We start from the raw sequence: 25,921 nt of genomic DNA, 5'->3' as shown, positions 1-25,921 counted from the left end.
CCTTTAGCTTGGCATCGCCACCGGATAACCCGCAGGGTGGTCAGAGATCATCATCTCTATCCCATATATGTCCCTCAACTTAGGTTCAGTAAACACCTGTTCAACATTGCCTTGTGCAATCAAATCACCTTGATGTAATGCAACGATGTAGTCGCAAAATCGTGCAGCCAAGTTGATATCGTGTAATACGATAATAACGCCCAAACCCAGTTCTTGACTGAGTTTAGAGATAAGCTTCAACATATCTACTTGATGGCTGATATCTAGCGCAGACAAAGGCTCATCAAGAAGCATATACTCGGTTTTTTGGGCTAACAGCATAGCTAGCCACACACGTTGACGCTCTCCTCCAGATAACGTGTCCACTAAGCGATCTGCGTATTTTAGTGTGCCTGTCATCGCCATTGCTTCTTCAACAATGTCGTGATCTTTCTTACTCAAACGTCCAAGTAAACCATGCCATGGATAACGACCAAAACCGACTAAATCTCGACCTAAAATACTGTCGGTCACCGGAAGATGCTGAGGCAAGTAGGCAATATGTTGGGCGAATTTTTTCGCTGAGAGATCGTTAATGCTCGTTCCATGCAGAACCACGTCACCAGCTGTGTATTGCTGTTGCTGTGCCAGCAACTTTAACAATGTGGATTTTCCTGAACCATTGTGTCCAACAAGGGCGTATGTTTTTCCGGGTTCAAATGTCACATCAAACGCTTTTAGCAATGACTTGCCTTCAATCTCAAACTGGAGTGCTTTAGCTTCCAACATCCCTACTTCACCTAATAGCCATTTACGAATAACAGTTATTCAAAGCTCTCATTCGTTGATCACGTTTGCCGTTCTTATTCAACAGAACGATTAATAAGGGAGGTTTTATATAACAACAAAGATACAAATGCAAACCGTTGTCATTATCATTACATAAACAAGATCATTGAGAGAATTGCTAAGTGTTAGTGATAATTTGCTCTGCTGAACTTCATTAGTAAATTATAGGCAGGTCAACGAGAGCAGCGGTCTCCCACTGCTCTCGCATAAATTTGAACGAATACTGCAGCGTATGAAGAAATGAAAAATGCCGCAGTGAATACATTAATGACGAGCGTCAGCGCCAAACTCTACTTCTTTATAGATATCGGCCAGCGACTTTTTACCTTGTTTGTCTTTGGCTGAACGCTTTTTCTTAGTTTGATAATGGTATTCTTGCTCCTGAAGTGCTTGTTCGTGCTCTTTTGCTGACTCAACAAACTCAGGATTTGCAAGTGCTTGTTGGCGTAAGCGGTTTACTCTTTCAAGGGTTTCCCACAACATACTTCACCTCCAAACTTATTACTGTATATAAAAACAGTATTGTTTAAATATTCCTCCTCGTCAACATTTCAACTTTGTTACTGCTCTTCACATTAACCCCAAGCCTGTATAGTGCTCGGGATATTTGTGGATGATTTGCTTTATATAACCTTGATGCTCTCGCAGAGCATCAACACATTCTCGAGATAACCATCCCTGATATACCCATTTTTCAAGTTCTAACAATGCGTATGGGATGGACCACGCTTGTCTATACGGATGGTGCGTTGTCATAAAATCAAAGGCATTTGCGGCAGCCGTAATTTGGGCGGCTATTGGTATATCATCACTGGTTAAACCATACGGATAACCAGTGCCATTTAAATTTTCGTACTGATAAATAATCATCTGCAAAAACAAAGTCACACTCGGGTGAACCGGATTTCCGATACGGGCAACTATGTCATCCGCTGAATCGATACAACGCTCAATATGTTGAATCAATATCGCCTCTTGTTCTTGAGAGTAATTTGTTCGGCGGCTAGCAATTTCAACTGGCAGCTGACTATCACCGAGCGCATGGAACTGAGCAAAAATACCAATATCTTCGACCATTTCGTCATTCAGGTGATAACGATCCGCTAACTGCGTTGCGATAATTTGACTGTAGTACTTCATGCGTTTGGTATGCGCGTAATACTCAGGTGAATAGCCTGGCATCATACATTGCATTCGGTTAGCTAGCGTTTCTATCGCATTGACTACTTGAGTTTCTGATTCAACCGCAAATCGAATCATTTCGAAATAAGGTTTAAGACCATTCAGCGCTTCTAAACTAAACGCATCACGTTGAGTGGAGTTCAAAAATACAAAACCAGTAAAAGCTTTATTGTCATAACAAGGAATAGCAGCCGACGACTGATATCCGTGTTTGAGTAAAATTTGAACCCGAGGACAGTGCTTAACATCATGAAGGTCTTCGACGATACGAGGAACCGCGTTTTTAGAGGCAATATTGAGGTGGTGGAGTTTACGGAATGCTGATTCGTGATGGGCTAAACACCAAGTGTCGAACTCACTTTCTGCAAATGATTTGAGCACATCTTGGTCTGGGTGATATTTTGCAAATGACACCCTATCAATACATGGCAAGTGCGCCTGCATCCTGCCTTTTAGCGTTTGCAGTTGCTCGTTAAGCGGTTTTGCAAACGGGTAAAAACTCCGGTGCGCCATGCTTCACCTCCACACCAAAGCAGAGAAACAAGAAAAGCTCATTGTGTTGCAAATTCAATGGTATTTTGAGCGGTTTTCTCCACTTAAATTATCGATATACCACAACTTAAGTGTACGAAATAAAAGCACATTTCTACCAATTTTTTCACCGGATATCTTACGGTAATTTGATCCAGATTAAAAAAGCCAACGAGCGAAACTCGTTGGCCTAACAATACTGATTGATTACGATGGATTCAGTAACTAGAAGTTATTCAAAGAACGTTCTAAACAACTAGCCTAGAGCAGGAAGCACACCCAGCGTAATTAACACCTGAGCGAATACGATGCCAGTGCCAGCGATGCCCGTTATCACTAACGCACCTTGACCACCTGCGACGCGGTACTCCCCAGTAAAATCATCCGATTTACGAACCTTGATCACCATAACCAAAGGCAAAAAGATGGCTAAAATCGCTAAGGCAATCGCTGCATAGCCCAAAGCCATAATAAAGCCTTGAGGATAGAAAAGTGCGAAGCCTAGCGGTGGAGTAAACGTCACTAGTGCCGCAATCAAACGATTAGGCTTATCGTTACTTCCTTTGATGGTATCACCCAAAAATTCGAATAGACCCAAACTCACGCCAAGGAACGATGTCAACAATGCCAAGTCAGCAAACACACCAACAATGCTACCCAAATTTGATTGGTGTACTGTCTGAGATAGTTGACCAATCAGTGCGCTCAACCCTCCGTTCTCAACAAGCGTACTTTGGCTAACCACACCCAACGTCACGATTTGCCAAAAGATATAAATAACGAGTGGAATCGTCGAACCAATAATAACGGCTTTGCGTAAAGAAGAAGTGTCACCGTCTAAGTAATTCACAATTGCAGGTATACTTCCGTGGAAACCAAACGAAGTAAAGATCACCGGAATCGCCGCTACAACAAGGCCTTGTTCGATTGGCATACTTAACAAGTAAGATTCCGTAACGTTTGGAGCAAGAAAAGAAAGCACCGCAACCATCGCAATGAGCTTCATCGCGAACAGAACTCGGTTTACTTTATCGACCGTACCGGTACCCACTGTCACAACTAAAGTCACAATCAAGGTAAAGATTATCGTTGATGTAGGCCCTGAAATATCGAGGTCAAACCATTGTGCAAGGCGGTCTCCGAACTGAGCACCACCGCCAGCGATATACGCTGCACATAATGAGTAGAAAAGAAACAACATCGCAAAACTTGCCACCCACTTGCCTTTTTGACCTAGGATCTGTTTCGCCAAAGTATGAAGTGTAGCACTACTCTCCGCATGTTGATGGAGCTCAAGCATAAGCAAGGCAGTGAAAGCCATCAGAGCCCATAAGCCTAGCATGATGATAATAGAAGTTGAAAAACCAATGCCGGCAGAGGCAAGTGGAAGCGCTAGCATACCAGCGCCTATTGTAGTGCCCGCAATAATTAGCGTACTACCGAATACTTTAGAACGACTCATTGTATATTAATCTTTACACTTTATTAGAAATTATCAGTATTAGATCGGGCAACGGCGGACCGAAACCAACACCATATTTGTATTGCCGTCGATATTGTAGGATCTTTAGCAGAAGATCAAGCAAAGTGTAAGGATAAAAAACCACACATGTAAACTATAATTTACACCTTACTGATATTTAACAATAACTGTGTGCATTCTTCCCTGTTCATGAACTTGGGAACAGGGTAATTCCAGTGCGCCTCTTTCAGAATTAAATCAACAAGCGCATCAGCATCTTCACGTTGAATGAGCGCACTGGTTTGCTCAATATCAATAGTTGAAAACAAGGACTCCAGATTCGCCAAAAAATGCTGAGCACTTGCGTTACCTAACTGCCCCTCGGCCGTCAACTCATCGAGCTTTCTTAGTTGAGGCTCAATCTCTGATAATGAAAAGCGCAGCACAGGCAACAAGGCTAATCCGTTTGCCATACCATGAGGTATTCCATATCTCGCACCGAATGTGTGAGCAAAGGCATGAACATAACCCAAACTCGCTTTGGTAAATGCTAAACCCGCGTAATAGGATGCCATAGCCATTTTATGACGAGCTTCGACATCATCCCCTTGCATCACAGCCCTAGGAAGATATTTAAAAATGAGTTTAATAGCGGCAACCGAATAAGCCATCGTTTCTTGAGTAGCGTTTTTCGATACATAGGCCTCAATAGCGTGGGTTAATGCATCAACGCCAGTATCAGCCGTGATCTTAGGAGGTAAACCAATCATTAAATTCGCATCTAAAGCTGCCATTAGTGGCACCAACTTTGGATCCATTAAAGGGGTTTTAATGTGTGAGGAGGGATCTGACACGACCGCAGCGATAGTAACTTCACTTCCGGTTCCAGCCGTTGTTGGAATAGCAAAAAGCGGTGCTGGCATTCGCCATACCTTCAATAGTCCAGCTAATTTTTTTATTGGCCGTTTATTGGTAACTTTCGCAGCAATAACTTTTGCACAATCCATTGCAGAGCCGCCACCCAAAGCTAATATGCCCTCACAATGAAAACGATGATAAGCCTCTAGACCGCTCTCAACCTGATCATAGGTAGGATCGGGCTTAACTTGCGAGAAAACATCTAACTGTAAATCGAGTTGTGCTGCTGCCTCAAGCACCTTATCTACAATACCGACTTGGACTAACCCTTCGTCGGTTACTAACAAAACGCGTTTAAATCCCAGCTCGGCCATCGATTCTAATAGCTCATTCATCGAACCAGGGCCGGAAAACAAGGTTGGTCTCGGCATAGGAAGGATAAGGGCTGCTATTTTTAACCCTGCGGTGTAAGTCCGATATAAACGATGCTTCAACATACGAAATCCTTTTCATTTAGAGCTATCATTCTAGCTACTTTTACCACCTATGCTTACTTTGCAATCACACATTTTCAATAAACTTATCTCACCAAAAAGGCTAACATCGCTGGGAAGCCGTACCATTTTATTATCTTTCCTCAACAACATGAGCTACAGAGAAAATATTTTCAACGACGCTCTATTGTCATGTTGTTAACAAGCTGCTTTACCTAATACTCTGTTAGTTACAGAGCAAGCCTCGAAGAAGTCTTCTTATTTTTTGCCTTCAAGAACAACAATATAAATTCTGTTAATCACACATCAATACCGTGTGTCTCTGGTTGAGCCCGAACACGATTTACAAAAATAAAAATAAAAATAAGAATGCGTTACATCATGATTTATTGTCGTTTTCAAATAAGTCAACAAGAGCAACAATAATCTTTCAAAACTTATACTTAGTTCAAATATCTGACTCTTAACCATGAGCTTCAGGTGATATTATTATGCAACTAGGATTATTATCCCGCCCATAATCAAAACTATGTCTAAACGCCCACCTTTTTGGGGTCTATTCGCTGTCGTACCCAATCTTTCCTATCACCTTCTGATTTGGGTTTAGCGTGGGCTAATTAGCAATGTCGGTATAAACCATGAATCATTCTTGCCATTCCCATACGGACATGGGCTTTGAAGTCGATCTGAAACAAGCACTTATCTGGGTTGCTCGAGCACTCGACTATGTCGGTGTTGATGATACGCACCATAGCCATCGTGTCGCTTACATCGCTTACCAATGTGCTCGGGTCATGAACTGGGAACCAGAAAAAGCGGAGTTTTGCTACTTCGCAGGGATGATCCACGATTGTGGGGTCTCCGAAACACAAGAACATAAAATGTTACTTGAGGAGTTGGTGCCACAAGATGTAAAAACACATTGCTTAAGAGGATACCGAAGCCTCAAGCAGTGTCGTTTGTTGCGTCAGTTTGCTACACCTGTTCTTTACCACCATACACATTGGAGTGAACTAAAATATCTTGATTTACCGCCTTTTGAAAAAGAGGTCGCTGCCCTACTCTATTTAGCCGACCGTCTCGATTTTATGCGTTCCAAATACGTCATGAACTGCCACTGTGACATTGTCACTCTTCATGAAGAACTAATTGCAGAGTGCATCATGGCAAACGCTGGAACTTTGTTTAATCCAGACATGGCTAAGGCAATGGTTAAGCTCGTTATGACCGACGCATTTTGGTTCGCGATGGAGTCTGAAAATATAGAAACCATCGGATTAAACTTTAAAAGCATTGATTGGCTTCAAAAACAGCTCACCATCCAAGATATGAATAGTTTGGGAATGTTTATCGCTCGAATTGTTGACGCAAAAAGCCCATTTACTTATCAACATTCGCAAAAAGTGGCGGAGTTATCTCGGTATCTAGCCATCAAGCTTGGGTTTTGTGAGCACGACCAAGAGATGTTATTTATTGCTGGGTTGGTGCATGATATCGGAAAGTTAAAAACACCAGATGAGATTCTTCATAAAGAAGGCTCTCTTAATAAACAAGAGTATACGCGTATTAAACGCCATACAATTGATACTCAGCTCGCATTACACAAAGTGTTTCCCAACGCTAAAATAGCGGAGTGGGCCTCTAATCATCACGAGCGTTTGGACGGTTCTGGCTATCCTTATCATAAAACAGGAGACGAACTCGATGTACCATCGCGTATTGTCGCGGTTGCCGATGTTTTTCAAGCTCTGTCTCAGGACCGGCCCTACCGAGGACGAATGGCTCAAGCACAAATCGCCGCGATTATGGGTGAGCAAGTCGCTAAACAAGAACTTTGTTCTGACGTCTATGCAGTGCTAGAGCGAAACATGACCGAGTGTTACGAGCTATCAACTAATGTTTAATCGATAAAGGGCGTATCTACGCCCTTTGCTGATTTTATGCTGGTTGCAAACCAATCATTTTGCAATATCAAGTACATTGTCTCGCACACCATTGATTCTGAACCAACCTGCAATACTGAAACGCTCAGCATTGGTCGGTAAAACCTCATGCGGGAATTGCTCAGATAAGAATAAAAGTAAGCGTCCCGATTGAGGAGGGATGGTTGCTATCTTATTATCATTTAGATCGTAAACCACCAATTCACCTGCATCCTTTTCCGTCCAAGATTCGTTCATGTAAAAAACGGTTGTCAATCGACGGTTTTCATTGCCCTTAAAACAATCTAGATGCTTTTGGTAGAAATCCCCTTCCTCGTACTTGGCAAAGTGAGCTTCATACTCAAAAAGCCCCAGAAACAAGTGACGGTTCACTTCTTGGCGTATTTCTTCCATCTTATCTAAGTAAGAAGTAACCGCGTGCCCCATATTGGGCGATAACCATTGAATTTTGTCACTTCGAATTGACTCAATACGAGTCACATCGTCATTACGACCAATACGCGCTTTTTTCCAGTTACTTGGAATGCAGTCTCGTAATTGAGCCACTTCTTGTTCAGAAAGAAAATCATCCCAGATGTAGTAGCCATGGGTTGCTAACGCATCGATCATTTTATCCATTATTGTCGTTCACTCATATTAGTTGGGCGGTCTATATAAAAAATCTTCAACCTCACAACAAATGCGATTTTTTGTCGAAACGACAACAAAATAAAAAGAGAGCAAAAATAGGTGATGACGAATATAAAAATGCCGCTCATATGAGCGGCAATATCTTTTATTATTGACGAGCTTCTAATCTCGTTGGATGAACTCGCAACGGACTAAGACGTTTAATAGTCGGGCGTTGTTTGTTTTTTAACTGGATATGACAAAGTTCCAGAATTAAGCCGAATGCCATCGCAAAATACACATAACCTTTGTTGATATGAATTTCGAAGCCTTCTGCCATCAATAAACCACCTAACAAAACGAGGAATAACAAAGCAAGTGTCTTAAAACCAGGGTAACACGACACCAGGTTATTGATTTTTTCTGCTGTCATGACCATCACGATAGCAGAAGAAACAATCGCTGCGACCATAAGTGGGACATCACTTGTCAAACCAACGGCGGTTATCACCGAGTCCATCGAGAATACAGCATCCACGGCAACAATCTGCAACAGAACTACCGCTAAACCAGTACGGGCGTGAGTTGAGTGAGCAGACTCGTTGTGATTTAACCAACTCCACAACTCTTTCAGGCTTTTAGCCAAGAGGAATGCACCACCCGCAATCATGATGACGTCTCTTCCGGTAAACGCTTGGTTCGCCAAAGAAAATAGCGGTTGAGTCAATTGCATGATCCAAGAGATTGAAAACACTAAACCAATACGAGCAATAACAGCAAGACCAATACCAAGGTTTCTTGCCAGTTTACGTTGGTGCAGCGGCAGTCTTTCACATAAGACAGAGATAAAAACGACGTTATCAACGCCTAAGACAACTTCAAGCGCAAACAAAGTGGCGAAAATAGCCCAAGCTTCTGGTTGCATAAAAAGTTCTAGCATGAGCATGTCTCCAATAATAAGAAGACATATGGTGAAGGGTTTTGTCGACTAAAGGGGTCGTCCATTAATTATTTATACCTTTGTTACTGAGGGATCATGAGTAAATCACCAAACAATCAACAAAACAATATCTATTTTAATTAACAAGGAACAAGTTTAATTCGTGTACAAATCAATCAACTCCTCCAAATTGATTAAAATTACATAGAAGCTTTAGAATTGAATAAATGAAAGCATTAAAGTCCAACAAAACTAAGATAAATTTCTAGACTTATAAGCACCATCAACCCTTATGCAACCCATTAAATGCATTGAGCTCAAAGAGAAACAGGCGTGTTTCCGAGATAAACAATAGTAAAAATTTGTTTCATGCTGATATACTGCCAAAAATCATAAGAAACCATGCTATTTATGGACTACATTGCTCTTTCGCGTATAAGCCTTAAACATCTAACTGTTTTACATATGTTGTTAACCACTCACAGCGTCACACTTGCGGCAGAACGCTTGTGTGTAACACCATCGAGCGTCAGTAAAACGCTCGGACAGTTGCGCGAAACGCTAAAGGATGACCTTTTTTACCGTGATGGCACTCGCTTAGTGCCGACAGCATTTGCGCTGCATATAGGCCCATCAATCCATGGCATACTCTCCAGTATGAATGGATTATTACATCAAGGCTCTTTCAATCCGGCTTACTATCAAGGTAGTTTTTCATTAGCAATGCGTGAAAGTTCATTTGAGCTCTTTGCGCCAGTTCTACAGCACTTGTCCCAACAACTGAGCAACCACGCGCACTTGAATGTCCATGCGAAAGAGGAAATGAGCTTCGATGCATTAGCAAGAGGTCAAGTGGATTTTTTGTTGCTTCCTCACGATCTCAGCCAACCACCCACACAAAATAAAGACTTGGTCTGGAAAACCATTTTGAAAGACGAAATGGTTTGCTTAATGAGAGCATCGAACCCACTCGCTGAGCAACCCTTATCTGTTGAAAGTTACCTTTGTGCAAGACACATCGGTATTCATGATAAAGATCTGTCACAACCTTATTTTGAGCAAAATCTCACCCAAAGGCATTCAAAGCGAAACTTGGCCATGCGTGTAGCCGACTTTGGTTCAGCTGCGGTGATGTGTCAGCACTCGGATTACTTGTTCACATGCTCCAAGCTTTGGGCAAGAGCGGCAATGCAAGCAAAAGGTTTGGTTGAACAAGCTCTTCCATTCGATTACGGACAGGTAGCCTACAGCCTCGTTTGGAACAAAGCGAGCTTAAACGATCCCGCTTTAAAATGGTTGCAGCAACAATTACTCGACGCCTGCGCCATGTTAGATGCCTGTGATGCGTAAGCATAGATAAACAACGGTACTACGTGAGTACTGTCGGCACTGTGATAGGGTTACTCACGTAGCATCGAAGCTCTGATTTTAAGCGTTCGATATCATGATGAGAGCACATATCCCAAGTTAACGCCTCCCCCACTACTCCGTGATGCTGAAAGGCATTTAAACGTATAATCACCGATTCAGGAAGAGTACTCAAGTAACGTCCAATTGCTACGATTTCTATATCTAAATCACTTTTTTGGGGAATATGCAGTAAGCGGACCTCGTACAATTTTTCGTGCTCAACAAGGTACTGAAGGGTTTTAAATACACGATGATTATCACGCCCAGTTAGCCACTGATGCGTCTCCGTCTGCCACGCTTTCAAATCGATCATTGCGCCATCCAGAAAAGGTAGAATACGCTGCCAACCAGCAACCGCTAAAGAACCGTTACTGTCGATGAAACAAGAGAGGTGCCGTAATTCAGGATCTTGTTTTATCCCTTTAAACAGCTCAATAATGAAAGGAAGTTGTAAGGTAGATTCCCCACCGGATACAGTAACACCACTGATGAAAAAGCGATGTTTGCGTATCAAATCGAGCATTGTTACTACAGAGTAGTCAGTAATTTTTGGATTAGATTGGTTCTGACATATCTCTATACAATGATCGCAGTGGGTGCACTCCTCTTTAAGCCAAACAACGTTGTTGTTTTCGTCGAACTTCAATGCGCCTGCTGAACATTCACTCACACACTCACCACAATGATTACAATGGTTTATCGTGTGAGGATTGTGGCAGTTCAAACACTGATAGTTACAACCCTGTAGAAAGATGACTAGACGATTTCCTGGCCCATCAACACAAGAGAAAGGAAGGATACGAGTGACTTTTGCCAAAAGGCTTCCACTTCGTCTAGACATCTTGTTCTTTCCTAAACCGAACTTATGCCTGCGTGTAAGTCGGTGTTACTTCATGACTCACCACACGTGGCGAGCGTTCTAAAATTTTGGTATTTTTTGCTGCTTCTGCACCTAGAAACGTCGTGTTGGTTCTCGAACCTTCTTTATCATATTTCGCGACATCTGAAAGTTTGATCATGTAGCCTGTCACGCGAATTAAGTCATTTGAAGTGACATTCGCGGTAAACTCACGATAACCAGCATTTAGTGCCCCTTTACATAAATTGAACATCGCTTCTGGGTTAGATTTCACCGTTTCATCAATCGTCAAAATATCGCTGATACCCGCACGATAATACTGATGATGCTTCGCCGTTGCTTGTACATAAGTGACAGGGTCTGGCTCTGCACCATAAGGCAGACGTACACCTGGCGTAACATCATGATCTAAGCTAATGCCGCCTTGTGCATGTAAGAGCGCTTTGCCATCTAAACCATATTTCACCGGGGTTGAGTCCACCAGTTTAGCCAGTGTTGCTGAAACATCATGAGCAAAAGTATTTGCTCGATCATTTTTTCCGTATCGCCCTATTTGCCCTTCTTTTTCAAATAGAAGGTTTACCGCTTCGGCCATGCCGTAAACGCCATACATTGGCGCGAAATAGGACTCTTTTATCAACCCTTCTTGCGTCAAAAAGCCTTGAAAGAAGTTCGATTTTTCATGCAAGTGCGTGCTTCTTGCGTTTATGAGCTCGACCATTAATCGATGGTAAGAAGGCAACGCACTGTTTAAGAAGTCGTTACAGTCTGATGCTCGTTTTGCAACTTCTTTTAAATTCATTCGCACCAATGTGTTCGAGCCACCTGCTAATGGAAGCGAGTTGTAGCAACTTACAATACCAAAGCGTGAGCCGTTGTAGGCTTTCGTGTGCATTGGGTAATTGGCGATATGCGGTTTACTGCATTCACAAATGTTCTGTGTCGCTTGACGAAGTAAATCATCAGGTGTAACTGTCTCGTCGTACATAAAGGTGAGATTCGGTGCGATCTGCTTGAGCTCCGCATCTACTTTTAAAACAGTGCGACAAATAATGTTGTCTGTCGGTCCGACATTCACATGCATAAACGCATCTGGCAATGTGCGATCCAGCATGATCCAAAAATGTTTTAACTTTTTGTAAATCTGGCTCTCTGTTAGGTCGCCTATGTAAGGCAACAAGACATCATCTAACTGGCCTAAGTAAACCGGAATGTTCGTTACCGAAGGAACATGATGGTAAATGATGGTCAGCATGTTCAACGCATCATCGAAATCATCAGCCGGAGACAACTCTAAATAGTCTGAGCCTTGCGATAGAAATTTAGCGTAATCAGGCAACACATAGCGAGGTTTAAACGGTGCATGACCTTCAAACATATCGCAGATGATGCCTTCATCCATTGCTTGTCTCAGTGATGGAGATACGGTCATGTAAGGAATGCACGCTTCAGCCTCTAAAGCTAAAAAACTCGACTTCTGTTTTGGAGAAAGACGGACGTCGGTCGCGATATCTAGAAAACGTTGTTGTAGTTTAGAAAGGCTTGTCATCTAAGATATTCCTACAAAGTAACCACAAGCCCACAAGACAAAATACGAGCTCTACCCCTAAAGAGTAACGTGATTTTACTCCTGCTTGGCTGTTGCCACTAATGAAAATAAACAAAACGTCTATTTCCATTCTGGAAATAAGACAAAGCTAAATTAGCGCATTCCAACTTACTATATGGGAAAACCTAACTGCGTACCGAAGTCTGTCTTATTTATCGGTTTGCCGTCGACAACATCACGCCTGCACCAATAAATACTCCCCCAGTCAAACGATTAAACAACTTCGCTCTTCCAGCGACAAACAACCAATCGGAGGCTTTTACCCCTAACAATGCATAAAATGTTAGCCAGCTAAGCTCAAAAACCACAAATGTAGACGCGAAAATCGCGTATTGAGACAGTAGCGGTGCGGAAGGTTCTATGAATTGAGGAAACAAAGCGGTGAAAAAGACTATCGCTTTGGGATTACTAGCGCCAACAATGAAACCACTAGTGAACGCGCTAAACGCTGTCGCGGAACTTTGAGTCGTTGCCGTTTTATTAAAATCTGTCTGAGATGAGCGCAACGCTTGAATACCTAACCAGATTAAATAAGCGGCGCCACACCATTTGATAATATTAAAAACTAACTCAGATGAAGCAATGACAACTCCCAGCCCGGTAAATGAGAGCGTAAGGATGATCGTAATCGCAGACAAACTGCCAAGCGCAGTCATGAAAGCAATACGAAACCCACTACTCACTCCTTTACTTAAACACAACAGTGAGCTTGGTCCTGGTGAAGCTGTGAGCACGAGAATAGCAAGAGTGTAAAAAATCCATGTATCTATTTGCATTGGCATCCCTTCCAGCAAAATGAGGTTTATAGCCCATTGTGTATAGAACTATTTTATCGCCCGGTTTCTATCCATGAAGCCGAGGTCTTAATAACCATCTTGCATCTAAATAACTTAGAAAAAATTAATAGATAGTTATGCAAATAAAATACGATCTACATGCAAGGATGTAAAGCCTGTTGTATAAGCTTATCTATTTCTCTTAATCATAAAAAGGCTTAGGATCGATCTCTAACGATGAAGGCGCGATCGCTCTTTCAATTTTGTACGCACTCGTTTTTAAGTCCACCATCGTGACATCAATGTATCGTTTATACTTGCGGGAGTAGAAACATTTCACTTCTGGCTTTAATGCTTGAGATTCATTTGAAGACCAAACAATACCAACACGCCCATCGTTCAACTCGACAATGGAGCCTACGGGGTACATCCCAATGCAATTAATGAATTTGTAAACTAAGTCTGCGTCTAAATGAAATGGCGTTAGACTCAACAAGATTTTAAACGCTTCCGCAGAACTCATGCCTTTTTTGTAACAGCGATCAGCCGTTAGCGCATCGTAGATATCTACAATACAGCTCATACGGCCGTGAATTGGAATCTCCTCCCCCTTCAAGCCTCTAGGATAACCATTGCCATCTAACTTCTCGTGGTGCATCAAACAAACATCACGGCTTACGTCACTAAGTCCTTTTACGTGAAGGATAATCTCACCTGCGAACACTTGATGTAGCTTCATATGTTCAAATTCTTCAGGCGTTAGCTTCGCTGGCTTGTGCAAGATCTTATCATCGACTTTAATTTTACCTACATCATGAATAATGCCACCTACAGCAAGCTGTTTTAGCGTTGGTTTATCTAAGCCCAAGTACTTACCGAATGACACTAAAAGACAAGCGACATTGACGGAGTGTTCCAATAAGTAAGAGTCTTTTTTTCGGAGCGCAGAGACACACTGCAACGCATCTGAGTCAATCAAAACACTTTCAATGACATCGTCAGCCCAAGCTTCTACTTCATCAACTTCAATGATTTTTCCTTCAAAAGTTTGATTCAATAGTTTCTGCGCCAAATCTTTTGCTTCGGCGATCAGCTTTTTGGCTCGCTTGTGTTGGATGTCTCTCGAACGATAAGTTCGTTGACCCCTCTTAAAATCTGATTGTTTCTGCTCTCTCGTCTCTTTAGTGGCATCAGTTGATTCATCTACAGGCTTGAAGACACACTGCTGCGAAGATAATGTTTGATCTACCCAAACATACTTTACGCCACTTGTAGCAAGCTTCTTAATGCCTTCAGGGCTAGATATTCGCCCCGCATTGGCTAAATTGACGCGCTTGTTGTGCTCTATCGCGGTGACAAACATACCAACGCCGATATCAGCGAGCGCAATTTTGATTGAATTTTTCGGATCGTACTGCATATAAAGAAGGCTTACTCGATATTAACGTCCGCATTATAAGAGATTTGATTACTTGGCGTGATAATAAATTTGAATTGATTACAATTAATGAGCATCCTGTCAATTAATAATCGGTCGCGCTCATTAAGTCCTTTTTGTTATTATGGTTTTATCCAAGATAACATATATACAAATGACGTTAGAAAACCGCATATTGATACCGACACAACTGAAAATAACTTTAGGATAATTATTCATAAATATTTATAGATTGCGGACGGCATCAATAACTGTATTTTATAAATGATTTTTACTGTTGACTATTTTTTATAAATGTCGATGATTAGCCGCCTAATCTTAGTATGTTATTAACCTAGTAGCGCATAAAATGATAGCCAAACAATTTGAACTGACACTTTTGTGATTGTAATGTACGCCAGCAGATCAACTCTATGTTATCAACCCCAACACTCATCTCTGATGCTAAAAGGCTCGAGGAGGAAATATCTTGACCACCATATTTGACCAACAAGTCTCAGATAGTGACCGAGAGTTCCTAAAAATCGTCGAAGAACGATTCATTCATATCTTCGATGTATTTAACGAAGGCCTCTTTTACATGGATGAGTTTGGCACCATGGTATTTTATAACAAGGGCTTTTATGAGCAGCTTGGTATCAACGCTGGTCGAATCAGCTTAGAGCAATGGTTAGACCTTGTTCACCCTCTCGATCGAGAAAGACTCTCCACTCGGGTCGATGCTCACATCATTACCAACAACACGAGGGTTACAACGACCTACCGCGTGCGTAAACCCAATGGACAGTACGTCTGGATTGAAGGCGTAGCCATGACCAAAGAAACAGAACATGGTCATTATATGGTTGGTAGCCACCGTGATATTTCTGAACGCAAGCTGATGGAAAGCTACATTCATCAAGTCGCATTTCATGACAATGCGTCAGGTATGGCTAATCGCGCCCATCTCTTGCTGGATATTGAAGATAGCGTGCGAGCCACTGATTCTTGTGCATCTATCTGTTACATTCAGATAGAAGAGATTAAATCTTACTTAAATCAATATGGCAGCGAGTTGGTCGATGGGTTAGTGGAAAAATTGCTACAAACTCTCAGTCACCTACCTTCTCCAAATAGTTCTGTATATCGCGTACATGATGATGACTTTGCGATTTTGATTCACGATGAATGCTCGGTAGAAACGCTGCAAAGTTACGCCGAAAGTTTAAAGGAAACCTACCACGAGGCAGTGATTGAAGAGGGCCAATACTTAGGAAGTAACATTAGTATTGGTTTGTATCCTTGCATAGATCCAAGTCACTCAGCAGAGGAAATATTGCGTAAAGCAGCACGAACTTGTCAGTACGCAAGCGAGCAGAATAAAGACCGTGTTGCGGTTTACAGTGAGAAAACTCAGCATGCCGTAGACCGTTATTTCTTTATTGAACAAGGTCTAAAAAGTGCACTAGAAAAACAGACATTAAGCGTTAAGTTTCAGCCAATTATTGACGCCAAAAGCTCAAAAGTAGTGAGCTTCGAATCTCTGGTTCGCTGGCGTAGCAAAGAGTTTGGCGAAATTTATCCAGACGAATTCATCCCCGTGGCAGAGAACAAAGGTTTGATTGTCGAACTCGGATATCAAGTCTTTGCCAAAGCGTGTGAATTTATCAAAAACTACCGTGAGCGTTACCAAAACCAAGTTCGTGTAAACGTGAATGTTTCTGTACTTCAGTTAATGAATAGTGAATTCCCTGCGCGAATTAAAGCCATGGCGGATGAGGTTGGTGTCGATCCTGAGTCTATTGTGTTGGAACTAACAGAAACGTTTATTTTGGATAATAATCAGACAGCCATTGCCCCTCTGAATACCCTCAGGGAACTAGGATTTGCACTCTCTCTGGATGACTTTGGATCCGGTTACAGTTCATTAAATAGCTTCTTCGACCTCCCGATGACACAAATCAAAATTGATAGGTCGATGGCGTGGAAAACACTAACCAACCGCTCTTCACAAGAATATCTGAAGTTTCTTATCACTATGTGCCAGGAAAATAATATTGAAGTAGTGATTGAGGGAATTGAAGACGCCAAAATGTGTGAATTTTTTACCGAAATGGGCGTCGATTATCTGCAAGGTTATTGGTTCTCTAAGCCACTTTCTGTTGCCAGTGCAAGCCGCTATTCGTTGAGTTAAGCATACTAGAGCAATATTCCGCACGGCCACGTTAAACATGCTGAACTATTCACTATAGATTTCAGACACTAACTGGCCGTGACGAAAACAAAGCTTAATGCCCCCTATTAACGTAGGCGTTCAAACACCACACTCTGATCTAAATGTTCGTGATACTGAGTGTAATCTAAGCCCACATCAAAGATATATTGGGTCACCAGGTTTCTAACGCACTCTATTAATTGGCTTGCTTGCCATGGTTTTTCAAAGTAGCGGTCAATGCCTGCGGAGTTGATCGCATTAATCGTATCGGTGTGCGTCGCTTGCCCGGTAAGAAGCACTTTCCTCGTAAAGCCAAAACGACCGTCTTTTGATACATCGGTCAGCAGTTCTACTCCCGTTTTACCTGGCATCACATGATCGGAAATAATCAATGCGATCATCTCGCCTTCTGCATCAAATTCATCCATCAGTTCTAGAGCCTCACCTGCTGATTCGCAGTCTTCGACATTCAACCATTGATTTAACGGCTCTAAATCTTGTAGAACCGCGCTTAGTACCTCTCGTTGGTCATCAACGCAAATTACATTAAGCTTCTCCATGTTCACCCTCTACTGGTAACTTGATTCTAAAAATCGTTTTTTCACTGTCGCTCTTTACCACAATAGAGCCGTTATATCCGGCGATAATGCGCTTCACAATCGACAGACCTAACCCTAAACCAAACGACAATCCCCCCTTTTTAGTGGTGAAGTTTGGCCGGAAAATTTTTCTACGTGTCGCTTCATCAATTTCTGGTCCATTGTTAGCAATCGTGACCAAAATTTTACCCTTACTCCCCCGAGTATGTATTTCGATACCGGGTTTCTCCGTTTCACCAAGTGCATCGCACGCATTCTTTAATATATTTACCCAAACTTGGACGAGTTCGGTTTGAGAACCAATAAAAGCAGGTAAATCCGCAGGGCTAAAACGAACACTCACTCGTCTTAAGTCACTTTGCAATAGAGCCAAGGCGCGATTGATTGAATCATTGATGTTAATCGCTTCATCCAAGTCGATATCCGTGCGCCCCAATTGTTTTACGGATCGCACAATGCCAACGGTATGTTTAGAGGCGATGCGTAAGTCATGGAGATCTCGCCCCATTTGCCAGAAACGTATCGCTTCTTCTGGTCTTTTTAGCCAATGTTCCGAAAGGAAATTATTTGGAACGGCTCGCGCAAGATCACGAGCAACCTCCTTGGTTAAACCGTAGTATTTTTCGAAGTGGCGCCCCCGCTTTCTCGCTTCGCTAGAAGAGACTTTCTGCCCTTGCATTAAACCAAAATCAAAAAATTGACTCGCTTCCGGATGAACTTCTTCAAGCAGTTCCATGATAACTGTCTCTAGCCGTTCTGATTTACTGCTTACAACGCCTATCGCATTGTTCAACTCATGAGCAATACCCGCTGCAAGCTGCCCCAACGTTGTCATTTGCTCTGCGGTATGAAGCTTTTGTAGCGCTTTTTCTTTAGCTAATGCCTCTTGCATTGCACGCCGTTGACGACGAGATAATTCGTTAACCATCACAGGCATAAATTGTGTCGTCAATGGTCCGTATGTCGCCTCTTCCACGGCGGGCGTATCACGCTGTATCCAAGCCAATTCAACATCGGTTTGAGCAATCACTGTCGAAGAGGCAGTCCACGTACCAGAAAAGAAACTATGTACGCCAATAAACGCACCTTGAGACGCAGAAAATACCTGAATCGGTTTCTTGTCATCTTCCGCGTAATAGCCCGCCAGTTCTCCCGACAGCACATAGTACAAGCGATCATTGTAGCCAGCTTGCTCAATAAGCACCGACCCGGATAAAACCGTTAATCGGCGTTCAAGGTGATTAAAGTAGCGTTGTACTAACGCGTCTAACTTCGTTTCGTACATGGGTTATCCAATATGCCCAACAGTATGTAAAATCCACACCATCACAAAGCTGAGTAATACGCCAATCACGCCTAGCACGGCACCGATACGAGCCATTTGGCCGCTCTCGACATGCCCTGTTGCATGAGCTAACGCGTTTGGTGGCGTACTGATTGGTAACGACATACCGAGTGAAGCAGCAAATGTCACGACTAAGATCAGAGTAACTTCACCGCCGAGAGGCGTTAACGAAGCCATAGAGGTACCTAACGCAGCCATAATCGGCATCAGCAAGTTTGCGGTGGCAGTATGCGACATAAAGTTTGCCATTAACAAGCACAAGAAAGCCGCACCAAACAAGACAACATATGGCGAGAACTGATCAAACGGAATGCTGTGTACCACCAGCTTCGCAAGCCCGGTTTTATCTAGAGCAAGGCCCAGAGCAATACCGCCTGACACCAACCAAAGCACATCCCAAGAGATTTTCTTCAAGTCTTCTTTGTTGATGATGCCCGTCAATGAGAACACTGCCACCGGAATTAATGCTACTGTGTAAGAATTCATTCCATGTGCAGAACCCATCAACCAAAGAATAATCGTGCCGGCAAAGGTGACGTAAACCATTATTGCTTTGGGTGTTTTCAAAAACTTGCTTTTAATGTTCAGATCGATGGTGGTTTGTTCGGCTTTATACAAAAAGCCAATCAGAAACCAGGCTAACGCCATCATCACAATAACGAATGGCACACCAAATACCATCCATTCACCAAACGTAATTAAGTTGTCACCAACCAAATATTTTAGGGCGATGGCATTCGGTGGCGTGCCGATTGGAGTACCAATGCCACCAATGTTGGCTGCAACAGGAATACACAAGGCGAATGCAATTCGACCTGGGTCTTTAGGCCCGAAAACCGCTATCACAGGGGTTAAAATGGACAACATCATCGCTGTTGTTGCGGTGTTTGACATAAACATAGAAAAAACAGCGGTGATCAGCATCAACCCCAGCATAACGAACTTTGGTTTTTGTCCAAATGGTTTGAGTAACACTCGGGCTAAGTTGACATCTAACCTGTACTTTGTCGCCGCCATAGCCAAAAAGAAACCGCCGAGGAAGAGCATGATAATCGGACTAGCGAAGGTCGCCATTATCTCGTTGTATTGTAATAGCTCACCAAAATGTGGCTGCCCTTCTTGCAAACGAAAGAGCACAATACCTTTATTTGATACAAGCAATAGCTCTAGGACAATGATCACAACCGAAGTGGCGTAGATTGGAATTGGCTCGAATACCCAGCAAAGTGCGGCAAGCAAGAAGATTGCAATCACTCTTTGCTGGACGATAGTAATGCCATCAAATGGGAACGCAGAGAGAGGCATCAACCAAACAAGCAATGGTATCAATGTTGGAACAACGTATTTGAGATAAGGGCGCATAGTACTACTTCTCTTCCTGAGATGGTTAGCCAGACACATTTGGCGTTTGGAACGCTATTACCCGCCGCAAAACCAAAACTTTCAGACTGTTTTTAAGCCTTCAGAGACGAAATGCGGTAATGGCGTTCCAGAGAAGATTATGTACACTGTTTTCAAACAAAACGTTGGTGCGAGATCAATGAACTCGTTTTCACATTGGAAAACATTTTATATCTGTGTTCAAGCTCACTAAATGCTCACTATTTAAGTTAAATATACTTTTCCATCATAAAGTTAGTTAAGGTTTCTCCCCTAACCTCAACATGTTGTCGAGACTTAACTGTGAAACCCATTTTCTCGTAAAAAGGTCGGGCGGTAATACTCACTTCAGAATACAGTCGTTTTATCCCCTGTACTTTCGCCTGTGAAAAAAGAAAAGACATCAAATCACGACCAACACCTTGTCCTTGGTATTCATGATGGCAAAAGAAATGATCAATCAAGCCGTCACCTTGCAAATCACAATAGCCAACGACCTGCCCTTCTATCTCCGCGACGTATGGTTGAATATCGTCCATTTTTCGTTGCCACACATCGAGGTCAAAATCTGATGGTGCCCAAGCGGAAACTTGTGATTCCGTATAATCGCGACGATTAATGATTCGCACAGTATGGTAAAAGAGTGCCCACAGTGTTGGGGCATCCTCGGTGCGATAGCAGCGTATTGAGAGCATCAATTTCCTCATTCCTATTCAATAAATACTAAGCATTAACGCAAAGTGATACTAGTGAACTCATCATTTTCAATGCCAATCACTAAAGGCTTCCCAATCTGATCACTGTTCATCAGTACGGTTGTATTCAGCTCTCGGCTTGATCTGCGTATTTTGCTTTTTCTTATGATATGAACATTCACAATATAATCGGAATACTCCTTTATGATTCCGCCGGAAAATTCTACGTGCTCACTTTCATTGTCTCGGACAACATGAAATTTTCGATTGGCTTGAATATCAGTACTGATGGAGGAGTCACCATAGTTCAGCACAACGGACGTTGGTTCGCTATCTTGATTGGCAAAACAGCCAAATGCGAACATGCTTAATGCGAGTATACTTTTTGATTTAAACATTAATTATTCTATTTCTAGTTATTTTTCTGCTATTTGCATGACCAAACAGCACTTGTTCTGTGAGCGCCTATTGTGCCATAGCTGAACGCTGACTCTAAACGCGCAAAAAGATGAGCGATGAAAATTCCGCCCAAAACAAGCAAATGTGAGACAATGTGAGAGTCCCAAACTCACTCAATCAGTCAAAATCCACTGTAAATCTCTGTTTTTTTAATGTTTTTAATTCATGTGGCCGTGTAAGGAATACATACAACCTCTTACTTTTTCATACGCAACTAGACGAATCGTTCGAGAAATACGGCATCGTCTATGCCACATGTTACAAATCGGCTTACCTTATTATTACGTATGAACTGGAATTATGGCACTAACTTCCCTCTCTCTTTTAATAAGGAGAGGATTTCAACTATCAGACTTGCCACGTTTTTATAGCTAAAATCAATAGAGCGTTACCAGCATCGGTTGGTCTAGGAGCAATAAATGAAAGACCCTCTCAACTTTACTCACCTTGTAAAAATTTGGCTCATGTCAATCGCGGTTATGCTGGGTGGATGCACTCAAGGAGATTGGCGTACCGCAAGCAGAGAACCTGCGGGTATCGCACCCGATCCTTCCAATGTCAAGCATGCTGTGATTGAGTTTTACGCCGCAGACGCGTTTGGTTGGCGAGGCTGGTTTGCCGTTCATACATGGTTTGCAATAAAGCCTGAAAATGCGAACGAATATACAGTGTATGAAGTAGTCGGCTGGAGAGTGAATCGCGGACAACCCGCTCTATATCAGTACCAAACTGGGACGCCAGATCGATATTGGTATGGTGCAAAACCAGAAAAGATCCTCTCCATACAAGGTGAAAAGGCCCGCCAGCTTATCCCTAAAATACAAAGTGTTATTAGCCAATACCCTTGGGCTGAAGAATATACGCTGTTTCCAGGGCCAAATAGCAATACATTCCCGGCTTGGGTGGGTAAACAAATTCCAGAATTAGAGCTGAACTTGCCGTTTCGCGCAATTGGTAGCGGTTACGCCAGCGATTAACAGCAAAGATTAGTCACTGGCTCGTTTTATGTTCAGCATAAAGCGCAATATCTATTGTGCGTCGTCACCCAACTCCGTTCTATTTCTTCCATTATGTTTCGCTTTATACAGTGCATTATCGGCGTCTTTCATTACCGCTTCAATTGGTGTGTCATTGCCTTTCCAGTGAGAAACGCCCAACGAAACCGTGACCTTACCAACGACTTGGAAGTCATGTTTTTCCACGTTGTGTCTAATACGCTCTGCAACATCCATAGCGTGGTTTACGTCTGTTTTTTCCAAAAACATCATAAACTCTTCACCGCCAGAACGACACAGGTGATCATTAGAGCGAGCTTGGTCTTTCATTAACTGCGCAAACTCTCTAAGTAAATTGTCACCCACGTCATGGCCATAGTTATCGTTTACGCTCTTAAAGTGGTCAATATCTAGCGCCAAAACAGAGAACGCGGTATTTTCCTGCTTAAACAAACCAAGCACTTTATCTAATCCACGTCGATTCAATAATCCAGTCATCGAATCTGTTAATGTATCCAGTTGCAGCTTATCAATGGTTTTTGACACGATACCAAATGCTTTAAGAAAGCTAAGCTTCAAATGTGAGACCTCAAAATACCAAGACTTAACCAGTTTGAGATCATCGATAGATGATGAATGTTCTTCGACACCTCGCACAGCACCCGCTAACTGCCAAAGTGGTCTAGAAATAAGAAGGGACAAGAACCAAATTAGCAACAAAGTTAATAAACCAATTGGAATCGACTTAAGGAAAACATTCCACATCTGTTCATCTAGCACAGATAACGTCATCGATTTCGGGCGCTGAGCAACAATTCCCCATCCTGATGACTTTACTGGTGCATAACCAGCAAGCATTTCGACGCCGCGAGAGTTAACAATTTCTTTGTTACCGCTCTGCCCCATCGTCACCGCTTTGATTGCCTCATTATCGTCGATTACTTCACCAACTCTCGATTGATCTGGGTGATAAATCAGAGTGTTACTCTCATCGACAACGTAAAGGAAAGAACCATCTTTGTATGCGTGCTGGCTGAGTAACTCTGCGAGAATATTTTCTTTTTCTAGATAAATAGTGCCGCCGATATAACCTAAATATTCATTAGATTGAGAAAATATAGGATATGAGATGGTTAACAAGTAATTTCCAGCGGGCGATATAAATGGTTCAGTAACAACTGGTGCTTGAGCGTTTAAAGATTGGCGTTTTCTTTCACCCACTAACCTTACACCTTTCACCTGAAGTGTTTCAGGGGATACAGAAATAATAACCCCTTTTGCATCAACGACAACCACAGAGTTAAATGATTTGGTTTGCGTTCTTAATCTCTCAGCCTCTTTATCAAGAAGCTGAGCGTCATGCATCTTGTCTTTTAGCACGTTCGCACTGTATTTTAGCTGCGACATTGAGCTTTCTATGAAAGAGTCTGTCATTTCAGACATTTTTTGGGCGTAAACACGGTTTGATTCTAACGTGTTATTGATGATGAGATCCCTTTGAACACGATAAATCGAGTAGAATGCGTTGATCAAAGTGACAAGCACACTGAACACACATAGGGTGACAATAAGATTTCTAAGATTGAGTTTTTCTTTTCTTCTAAAAGACATTGCCAATGGCCAACTTTGAAGGCTTTCTATATGAATGAGCGTATAGGTTATATGAAATTGATTTGATTTTCAGGTAGTAAGTTGGGATCAATGTTAATATTTGCTCACATTAAAGAACACTTTATGAGCTAAAAAGAGAATTCAGTAGCACGATAAAGAAACCGTGCTACTTTCATATTTGGCGTTTAAGAGGGTTTGGTCTCTGTCATCGTTTTTAATATATCCACAACTAGCTGATGATCATCTAACTGCGGTAAACCCGATACCGTCACAACCCCAACCAAACCAGACCCAGAAAGCCGAATTGGGAACGCGCCACCATGAGCGCAGTACTCACGAGCATCGAGATGAGGCTGATTTTCGAAATCACGTTGCTTTTGCTTGTTGTACAGAGAAAGATAGTAAGAGCTGTGGCCATACCTCAATACTGAGTTTCGCTTCCTACGGACCCAATCTACATGATCAGCGCAGGTTCCTGCCATCGCGTATTGAAATAGCGTTTGTCCAAAGCCGTAAACCTCAATAGCAACAGCCGCGCCGCGAGCTTCAGCCTCTTCTTTTAGAGCGAGGCCGATAGACCACGCAATATGGTGATTAAATTCCGCCAACTGAAGTTCATGCTCTTGCAGGGCCACGAGTTCAAGCGTCAAACTCATGGTTTCACCTGAATCGTTTTACCCGTTTTACTGCTTTCCAATGCCATCTCAATCAGAGCGATATTCTGTACTGCTTGAGCGGCAGGAACCGGGTTATCAGTGCCCAAACGAATGGCGTCTGCCACACCAACAAAGTAAGCTTGGTACGCGCCTCTCTCCGTTTTGATAGTTTGCGCACCGTCTTCGTCGTAACGGACGCCGTATAACGCCTCATCTTCTTCCGACCAAGCATCGTTTTCCGGCAAACGGCCTTCTTTTAAGTAGCCCTCTTGAGGATCTAATCCGAACTTTTCATATTTAGCTTCCGTACCCAATACTTTGTAGCGGAGATTCGGCTCTGGGCTATACAAGTTTGAATGCAAGTGCACAATATGCTCAGGGTAATGAAGTATCAAGTTGTAATAATCAATCGTTGTCGCACCCGGGCGCATCATTCGACATTGTGCGTCTATCGCATCTGGCAAGCCAAACAACACCAATGCTTGATCGAGAAGATGAGGAGCAAGGTCGAATAGAATACCACCACCATCTTGGGCTAGCTCTCGCCAGCGTTGACGAACTTCAGGGCGGTAACGGTCAAAGTGTGACTCGAATAGCTTTATATCACCTAACTTACCTTGTTCGATAAGAGATTTAACCGTGAGAAAATCTCCATCCCAACGTCTATTGTGAAAAACGCTCAGCACCAGACCTTTCTCTTCCGCCAAGGCGATAAGTTCATTACCGTCTTCTATACGAGTAACAAACGGTTTCTCGACGATGACGTGTTTCCCATTGTTCAACGCACGCTTTGCAAGTTCGTAATGTACGTCATTTGGCGCAGTAATGATTACAAGCTCTGCATCACTATCATCGAGTAAAGTATTCGCATCAGAAAACCACTTAGCATCTGGCCAATCATTCTGAACCGCCTCCTGTTGACGAGAGCTTATCGCGCTCAGCGTTAAATTTGGTAGCGCTTTAATGAAGGGTAAATGAAACGTTTTTGCTGAATATCCGTAACCAATCACAGCGGTTTTTACGGGATCGTAAGCCATTGTAAGATTCC

23 protein-coding genes are annotated in these 25,921 nt (G+C 42.6%); 4 read left to right on the top strand and 19 right to left on the bottom strand.

The window, feature by feature from the left end; all coding sequences use genetic code 11:
• Positions 1-3: 3 nt before the first annotated feature.
• The 5 genes from R8N46_RS16045 to R8N46_RS16025 all read right to left on the bottom strand — a co-directional run bounded on the left by R8N46_RS16045 (position 4) and on the right by R8N46_RS16025 (position 5,358).
• Positions 4-768: an ABC transporter ATP-binding protein gene (locus R8N46_RS16045; protein ID WP_115385953.1), complete on the bottom strand. Its 765-nt coding sequence runs from the start codon at positions 766-768 to the stop codon at positions 4-6.
• Between the two features lie 324 nt (positions 769-1,092).
• Positions 1,093-1,311, bottom strand: a complete 219-nt coding sequence (locus R8N46_RS16040) for a hypothetical protein (RefSeq protein WP_005377723.1) — start codon at positions 1,309-1,311, stop codon at positions 1,093-1,095.
• An 87-nt stretch (positions 1,312-1,398) separates the two neighbouring features.
• On the bottom strand, positions 1,399-2,523 hold the full coding sequence (locus R8N46_RS16035) for an HD-GYP domain-containing protein (protein ID WP_213972484.1): 1,125 nt from the start codon (positions 2,521-2,523) through the stop codon (positions 1,399-1,401).
• Between the two features lie 274 nt (positions 2,524-2,797).
• Positions 2,798-4,003: an aromatic amino acid transport family protein gene (locus tag R8N46_RS16030; protein ID WP_033905238.1), complete on the bottom strand. Its 1,206-nt coding sequence runs from the start codon at positions 4,001-4,003 to the stop codon at positions 2,798-2,800.
• A gap of 161 nt (positions 4,004-4,164) precedes the next feature.
• Complete coding sequence (locus R8N46_RS16025; RefSeq protein WP_054574120.1) at positions 4,165-5,358, bottom strand: iron-containing alcohol dehydrogenase; 1,194 nt, start codon at positions 5,356-5,358, stop codon at positions 4,165-4,167.
• Between the two features lie 635 nt (positions 5,359-5,993).
• On the opposite strand from R8N46_RS16025, the gene R8N46_RS16020 reads away from it, so the two are divergent.
• Positions 5,994-7,259: an HD domain-containing phosphohydrolase gene (locus R8N46_RS16020; protein ID WP_025766702.1), complete on the top strand. Its 1,266-nt coding sequence runs from the start codon at positions 5,994-5,996 to the stop codon at positions 7,257-7,259.
• A gap of 54 nt (positions 7,260-7,313) precedes the next feature.
• Here the strand turns inward: R8N46_RS16020 and R8N46_RS16015 are convergent, their stop codons facing one another.
• Positions 7,314-7,916 carry a 2OG-Fe(II) oxygenase gene (locus R8N46_RS16015; RefSeq protein WP_005377733.1) on the bottom strand — a complete coding sequence of 201 codons (603 nt, stop codon included), beginning with the start codon at positions 7,914-7,916 and terminating at the stop codon, positions 7,314-7,316.
• Positions 7,917-8,076: 160 nt separating this feature from the next.
• The gene (locus R8N46_RS16010; protein WP_005377734.1) at positions 8,077-8,847 is read right to left on the bottom strand and encodes a TerC family protein; all 771 of its coding nucleotides are present in this window, start codon (positions 8,845-8,847) and stop codon (positions 8,077-8,079) included.
• A 411-nt stretch (positions 8,848-9,258) separates the two neighbouring features.
• On the opposite strand from R8N46_RS16010, the gene R8N46_RS16005 reads away from it, so the two are divergent.
• Positions 9,259-10,197 carry a LysR family transcriptional regulator gene (locus tag R8N46_RS16005; protein ID WP_005377737.1) on the top strand — a complete coding sequence of 313 codons (939 nt, stop codon included), beginning with the start codon at positions 9,259-9,261 and terminating at the stop codon, positions 10,195-10,197.
• 19 nt (positions 10,198-10,216) lie between these two features.
• On the opposite strand, the gene R8N46_RS16000 is transcribed toward R8N46_RS16005, so the two are convergent.
• The 4 genes from R8N46_RS16000 to R8N46_RS15985 form a co-directional block, all read right to left on the bottom strand.
• Positions 10,217-11,098 carry a YjjW family glycine radical enzyme activase gene (locus tag R8N46_RS16000; RefSeq protein WP_031778972.1) on the bottom strand — a complete coding sequence of 294 codons (882 nt, stop codon included), beginning with the start codon at positions 11,096-11,098 and terminating at the stop codon, positions 10,217-10,219.
• Between the two features lie 22 nt (positions 11,099-11,120).
• A complete protein-coding gene (locus R8N46_RS15995) occupies positions 11,121-12,665 on the bottom strand; it encodes a YjjI family glycine radical enzyme (protein WP_053350580.1) in 1,545 nt (514 codons plus the stop codon).
• 212 nt (positions 12,666-12,877) lie between these two features.
• The gene (locus R8N46_RS15990; protein ID WP_025766704.1) at positions 12,878-13,501 is read right to left on the bottom strand and encodes a LysE family translocator; all 624 of its coding nucleotides are present in this window, start codon (positions 13,499-13,501) and stop codon (positions 12,878-12,880) included.
• A 202-nt stretch (positions 13,502-13,703) separates the two neighbouring features.
• Complete coding sequence (locus R8N46_RS15985) at positions 13,704-14,921, bottom strand: HD-GYP domain-containing protein (RefSeq protein WP_213972483.1); 1,218 nt, start codon at positions 14,919-14,921, stop codon at positions 13,704-13,706.
• 487 nt (positions 14,922-15,408) lie between these two features.
• Between R8N46_RS15985 and R8N46_RS15980 the strand changes: the two genes are divergently transcribed.
• Positions 15,409-17,112 carry a putative bifunctional diguanylate cyclase/phosphodiesterase gene (locus R8N46_RS15980; RefSeq protein ID WP_005377743.1) on the top strand — a complete coding sequence of 568 codons (1,704 nt, stop codon included), beginning with the start codon at positions 15,409-15,411 and terminating at the stop codon, positions 17,110-17,112.
• 107 nt (positions 17,113-17,219) lie between these two features.
• On the opposite strand, the gene R8N46_RS15975 is transcribed toward R8N46_RS15980, so the two are convergent.
• The 5 genes from R8N46_RS15975 to R8N46_RS15955 all read right to left on the bottom strand — a co-directional run bounded on the left by R8N46_RS15975 (position 17,220) and on the right by R8N46_RS15955 (position 21,550).
• Positions 17,220-17,693 (bottom strand): response regulator, encoded by a 474-nt coding sequence (locus tag R8N46_RS15975; protein WP_005377744.1) that lies wholly within the window; start codon positions 17,691-17,693, stop codon positions 17,220-17,222.
• Positions 17,680-19,017: an ATP-binding protein gene (locus R8N46_RS15970; RefSeq protein WP_213972482.1), complete on the bottom strand. Its 1,338-nt coding sequence runs from the start codon at positions 19,015-19,017 to the stop codon at positions 17,680-17,682. The genes R8N46_RS15975 and R8N46_RS15970 overlap by 14 nt, the downstream gene beginning before the upstream one ends.
• A gap of 3 nt (positions 19,018-19,020) precedes the next feature.
• Positions 19,021-20,439 (bottom strand): SLC13 family permease, encoded by a 1,419-nt coding sequence (locus R8N46_RS15965; protein WP_017634015.1) that lies wholly within the window; start codon positions 20,437-20,439, stop codon positions 19,021-19,023.
• A gap of 248 nt (positions 20,440-20,687) precedes the next feature.
• A complete protein-coding gene (locus tag R8N46_RS15960) occupies positions 20,688-21,152 on the bottom strand; it encodes a GNAT family N-acetyltransferase (protein WP_005389117.1) in 465 nt (154 codons plus the stop codon).
• Between the two features lie 35 nt (positions 21,153-21,187).
• The gene (locus R8N46_RS15955; RefSeq protein WP_025766707.1) at positions 21,188-21,550 is read right to left on the bottom strand and encodes a hypothetical protein; all 363 of its coding nucleotides are present in this window, start codon (positions 21,548-21,550) and stop codon (positions 21,188-21,190) included.
• Positions 21,551-22,030: 480 nt separating this feature from the next.
• Between R8N46_RS15955 and R8N46_RS15950 the strand changes: the two genes are divergently transcribed.
• Complete coding sequence (locus tag R8N46_RS15950; protein ID WP_213893819.1) at positions 22,031-22,588, top strand: DUF3750 domain-containing protein; 558 nt, start codon at positions 22,031-22,033, stop codon at positions 22,586-22,588.
• A gap of 51 nt (positions 22,589-22,639) precedes the next feature.
• On the opposite strand, the gene R8N46_RS15945 is transcribed toward R8N46_RS15950, so the two are convergent.
• From R8N46_RS15945 to R8N46_RS15935, 3 genes are all read right to left on the bottom strand, one after another.
• Positions 22,640-24,217, bottom strand: a complete 1,578-nt coding sequence (locus tag R8N46_RS15945; protein WP_213972481.1) for a sensor domain-containing diguanylate cyclase — start codon at positions 24,215-24,217, stop codon at positions 22,640-22,642.
• Positions 24,218-24,402: 185 nt separating this feature from the next.
• The gene (locus R8N46_RS15940) at positions 24,403-24,873 is read right to left on the bottom strand and encodes a heme-degrading domain-containing protein (protein WP_053306491.1); all 471 of its coding nucleotides are present in this window, start codon (positions 24,871-24,873) and stop codon (positions 24,403-24,405) included.
• The gene (locus tag R8N46_RS15935; protein ID WP_005377752.1) at positions 24,870-25,910 is read right to left on the bottom strand and encodes an oxidoreductase; all 1,041 of its coding nucleotides are present in this window, start codon (positions 25,908-25,910) and stop codon (positions 24,870-24,872) included. The genes R8N46_RS15940 and R8N46_RS15935 overlap by 4 nt, the downstream gene beginning before the upstream one ends.
• Between the last annotated feature and the right edge of the window lie 11 nt (positions 25,911-25,921).

Origin of the sequence: Vibrio sp. 1874 (assembly GCF_033344395.1) — a bacterium.
Lineage (GTDB): Bacteria > Pseudomonadota > Gammaproteobacteria > Enterobacterales > Vibrionaceae > Vibrio > Vibrio alginolyticus.
This window is presented reverse-complemented; position numbering and strand designations above follow the sequence as displayed.

Bases quoted from the DNA above. Each gene is read 5' to 3' on its own strand.
- R8N46_RS16045 (WP_115385953.1), bottom strand. From the start codon at position 768: ATGTTGGAAGCTAAAGCACTCCAGTTTGAGATTGAAGGCAAGTCATTG.
- R8N46_RS16040 (WP_005377723.1), bottom strand. From the start codon at position 1,311: ATGTTGTGGGAAACCCTTGAAAGAGTAAACCGCTTACGCCAACAAGCA.
- R8N46_RS16035 (WP_213972484.1), bottom strand. From the start codon at position 2,523: ATGGCGCACCGGAGTTTTTACCCGTTTGCAAAACCGCTTAACGAGCAA.
- R8N46_RS16030 (WP_033905238.1), bottom strand. From the start codon at position 4,003: ATGAGTCGTTCTAAAGTATTCGGTAGTACGCTAATTATTGCGGGCACT.
- R8N46_RS16025 (WP_054574120.1), bottom strand. From the start codon at position 5,358: ATGTTGAAGCATCGTTTATATCGGACTTACACCGCAGGGTTAAAAATA.
- R8N46_RS16020 (WP_025766702.1), top strand. From the start codon at position 5,994: ATGAATCATTCTTGCCATTCCCATACGGACATGGGCTTTGAAGTCGAT.
- R8N46_RS16015 (WP_005377733.1), bottom strand. From the start codon at position 7,916: ATGGATAAAATGATCGATGCGTTAGCAACCCATGGCTACTACATCTGG.
- R8N46_RS16010 (WP_005377734.1), bottom strand. From the start codon at position 8,847: ATGCTAGAACTTTTTATGCAACCAGAAGCTTGGGCTATTTTCGCCACT.
- R8N46_RS16005 (WP_005377737.1), top strand. From the start codon at position 9,259: ATGGACTACATTGCTCTTTCGCGTATAAGCCTTAAACATCTAACTGTT.
- R8N46_RS16000 (WP_031778972.1), bottom strand. From the start codon at position 11,098: ATGTCTAGACGAAGTGGAAGCCTTTTGGCAAAAGTCACTCGTATCCTT.
- R8N46_RS15995 (WP_053350580.1), bottom strand. From the start codon at position 12,665: ATGACAAGCCTTTCTAAACTACAACAACGTTTTCTAGATATCGCGACC.
- R8N46_RS15990 (WP_025766704.1), bottom strand. From the start codon at position 13,501: ATGCAAATAGATACATGGATTTTTTACACTCTTGCTATTCTCGTGCTC.
- R8N46_RS15985 (WP_213972483.1), bottom strand. From the start codon at position 14,921: ATGCAGTACGATCCGAAAAATTCAATCAAAATTGCGCTCGCTGATATC.
- R8N46_RS15975 (WP_005377744.1), bottom strand. From the start codon at position 17,693: ATGGAGAAGCTTAATGTAATTTGCGTTGATGACCAACGAGAGGTACTA.
- R8N46_RS15970 (WP_213972482.1), bottom strand. From the start codon at position 19,017: ATGTACGAAACGAAGTTAGACGCGTTAGTACAACGCTACTTTAATCAC.
- R8N46_RS15965 (WP_017634015.1), bottom strand. From the start codon at position 20,439: ATGCGCCCTTATCTCAAATACGTTGTTCCAACATTGATACCATTGCTT.
- R8N46_RS15960 (WP_005389117.1), bottom strand. From the start codon at position 21,152: ATGCTCTCAATACGCTGCTATCGCACCGAGGATGCCCCAACACTGTGG.
- R8N46_RS15955 (WP_025766707.1), bottom strand. From the start codon at position 21,550: ATGTTTAAATCAAAAAGTATACTCGCATTAAGCATGTTCGCATTTGGC.
- R8N46_RS15950 (WP_213893819.1), top strand. From the start codon at position 22,031: ATGAAAGACCCTCTCAACTTTACTCACCTTGTAAAAATTTGGCTCATG.
- R8N46_RS15945 (WP_213972481.1), bottom strand. From the start codon at position 24,217: ATGTCTTTTAGAAGAAAAGAAAAACTCAATCTTAGAAATCTTATTGTC.
- R8N46_RS15940 (WP_053306491.1), bottom strand. From the start codon at position 24,873: ATGAGTTTGACGCTTGAACTCGTGGCCCTGCAAGAGCATGAACTTCAG.
- R8N46_RS15935 (WP_005377752.1), bottom strand. From the start codon at position 25,910: ATGGCTTACGATCCCGTAAAAACCGCTGTGATTGGTTACGGATATTCA.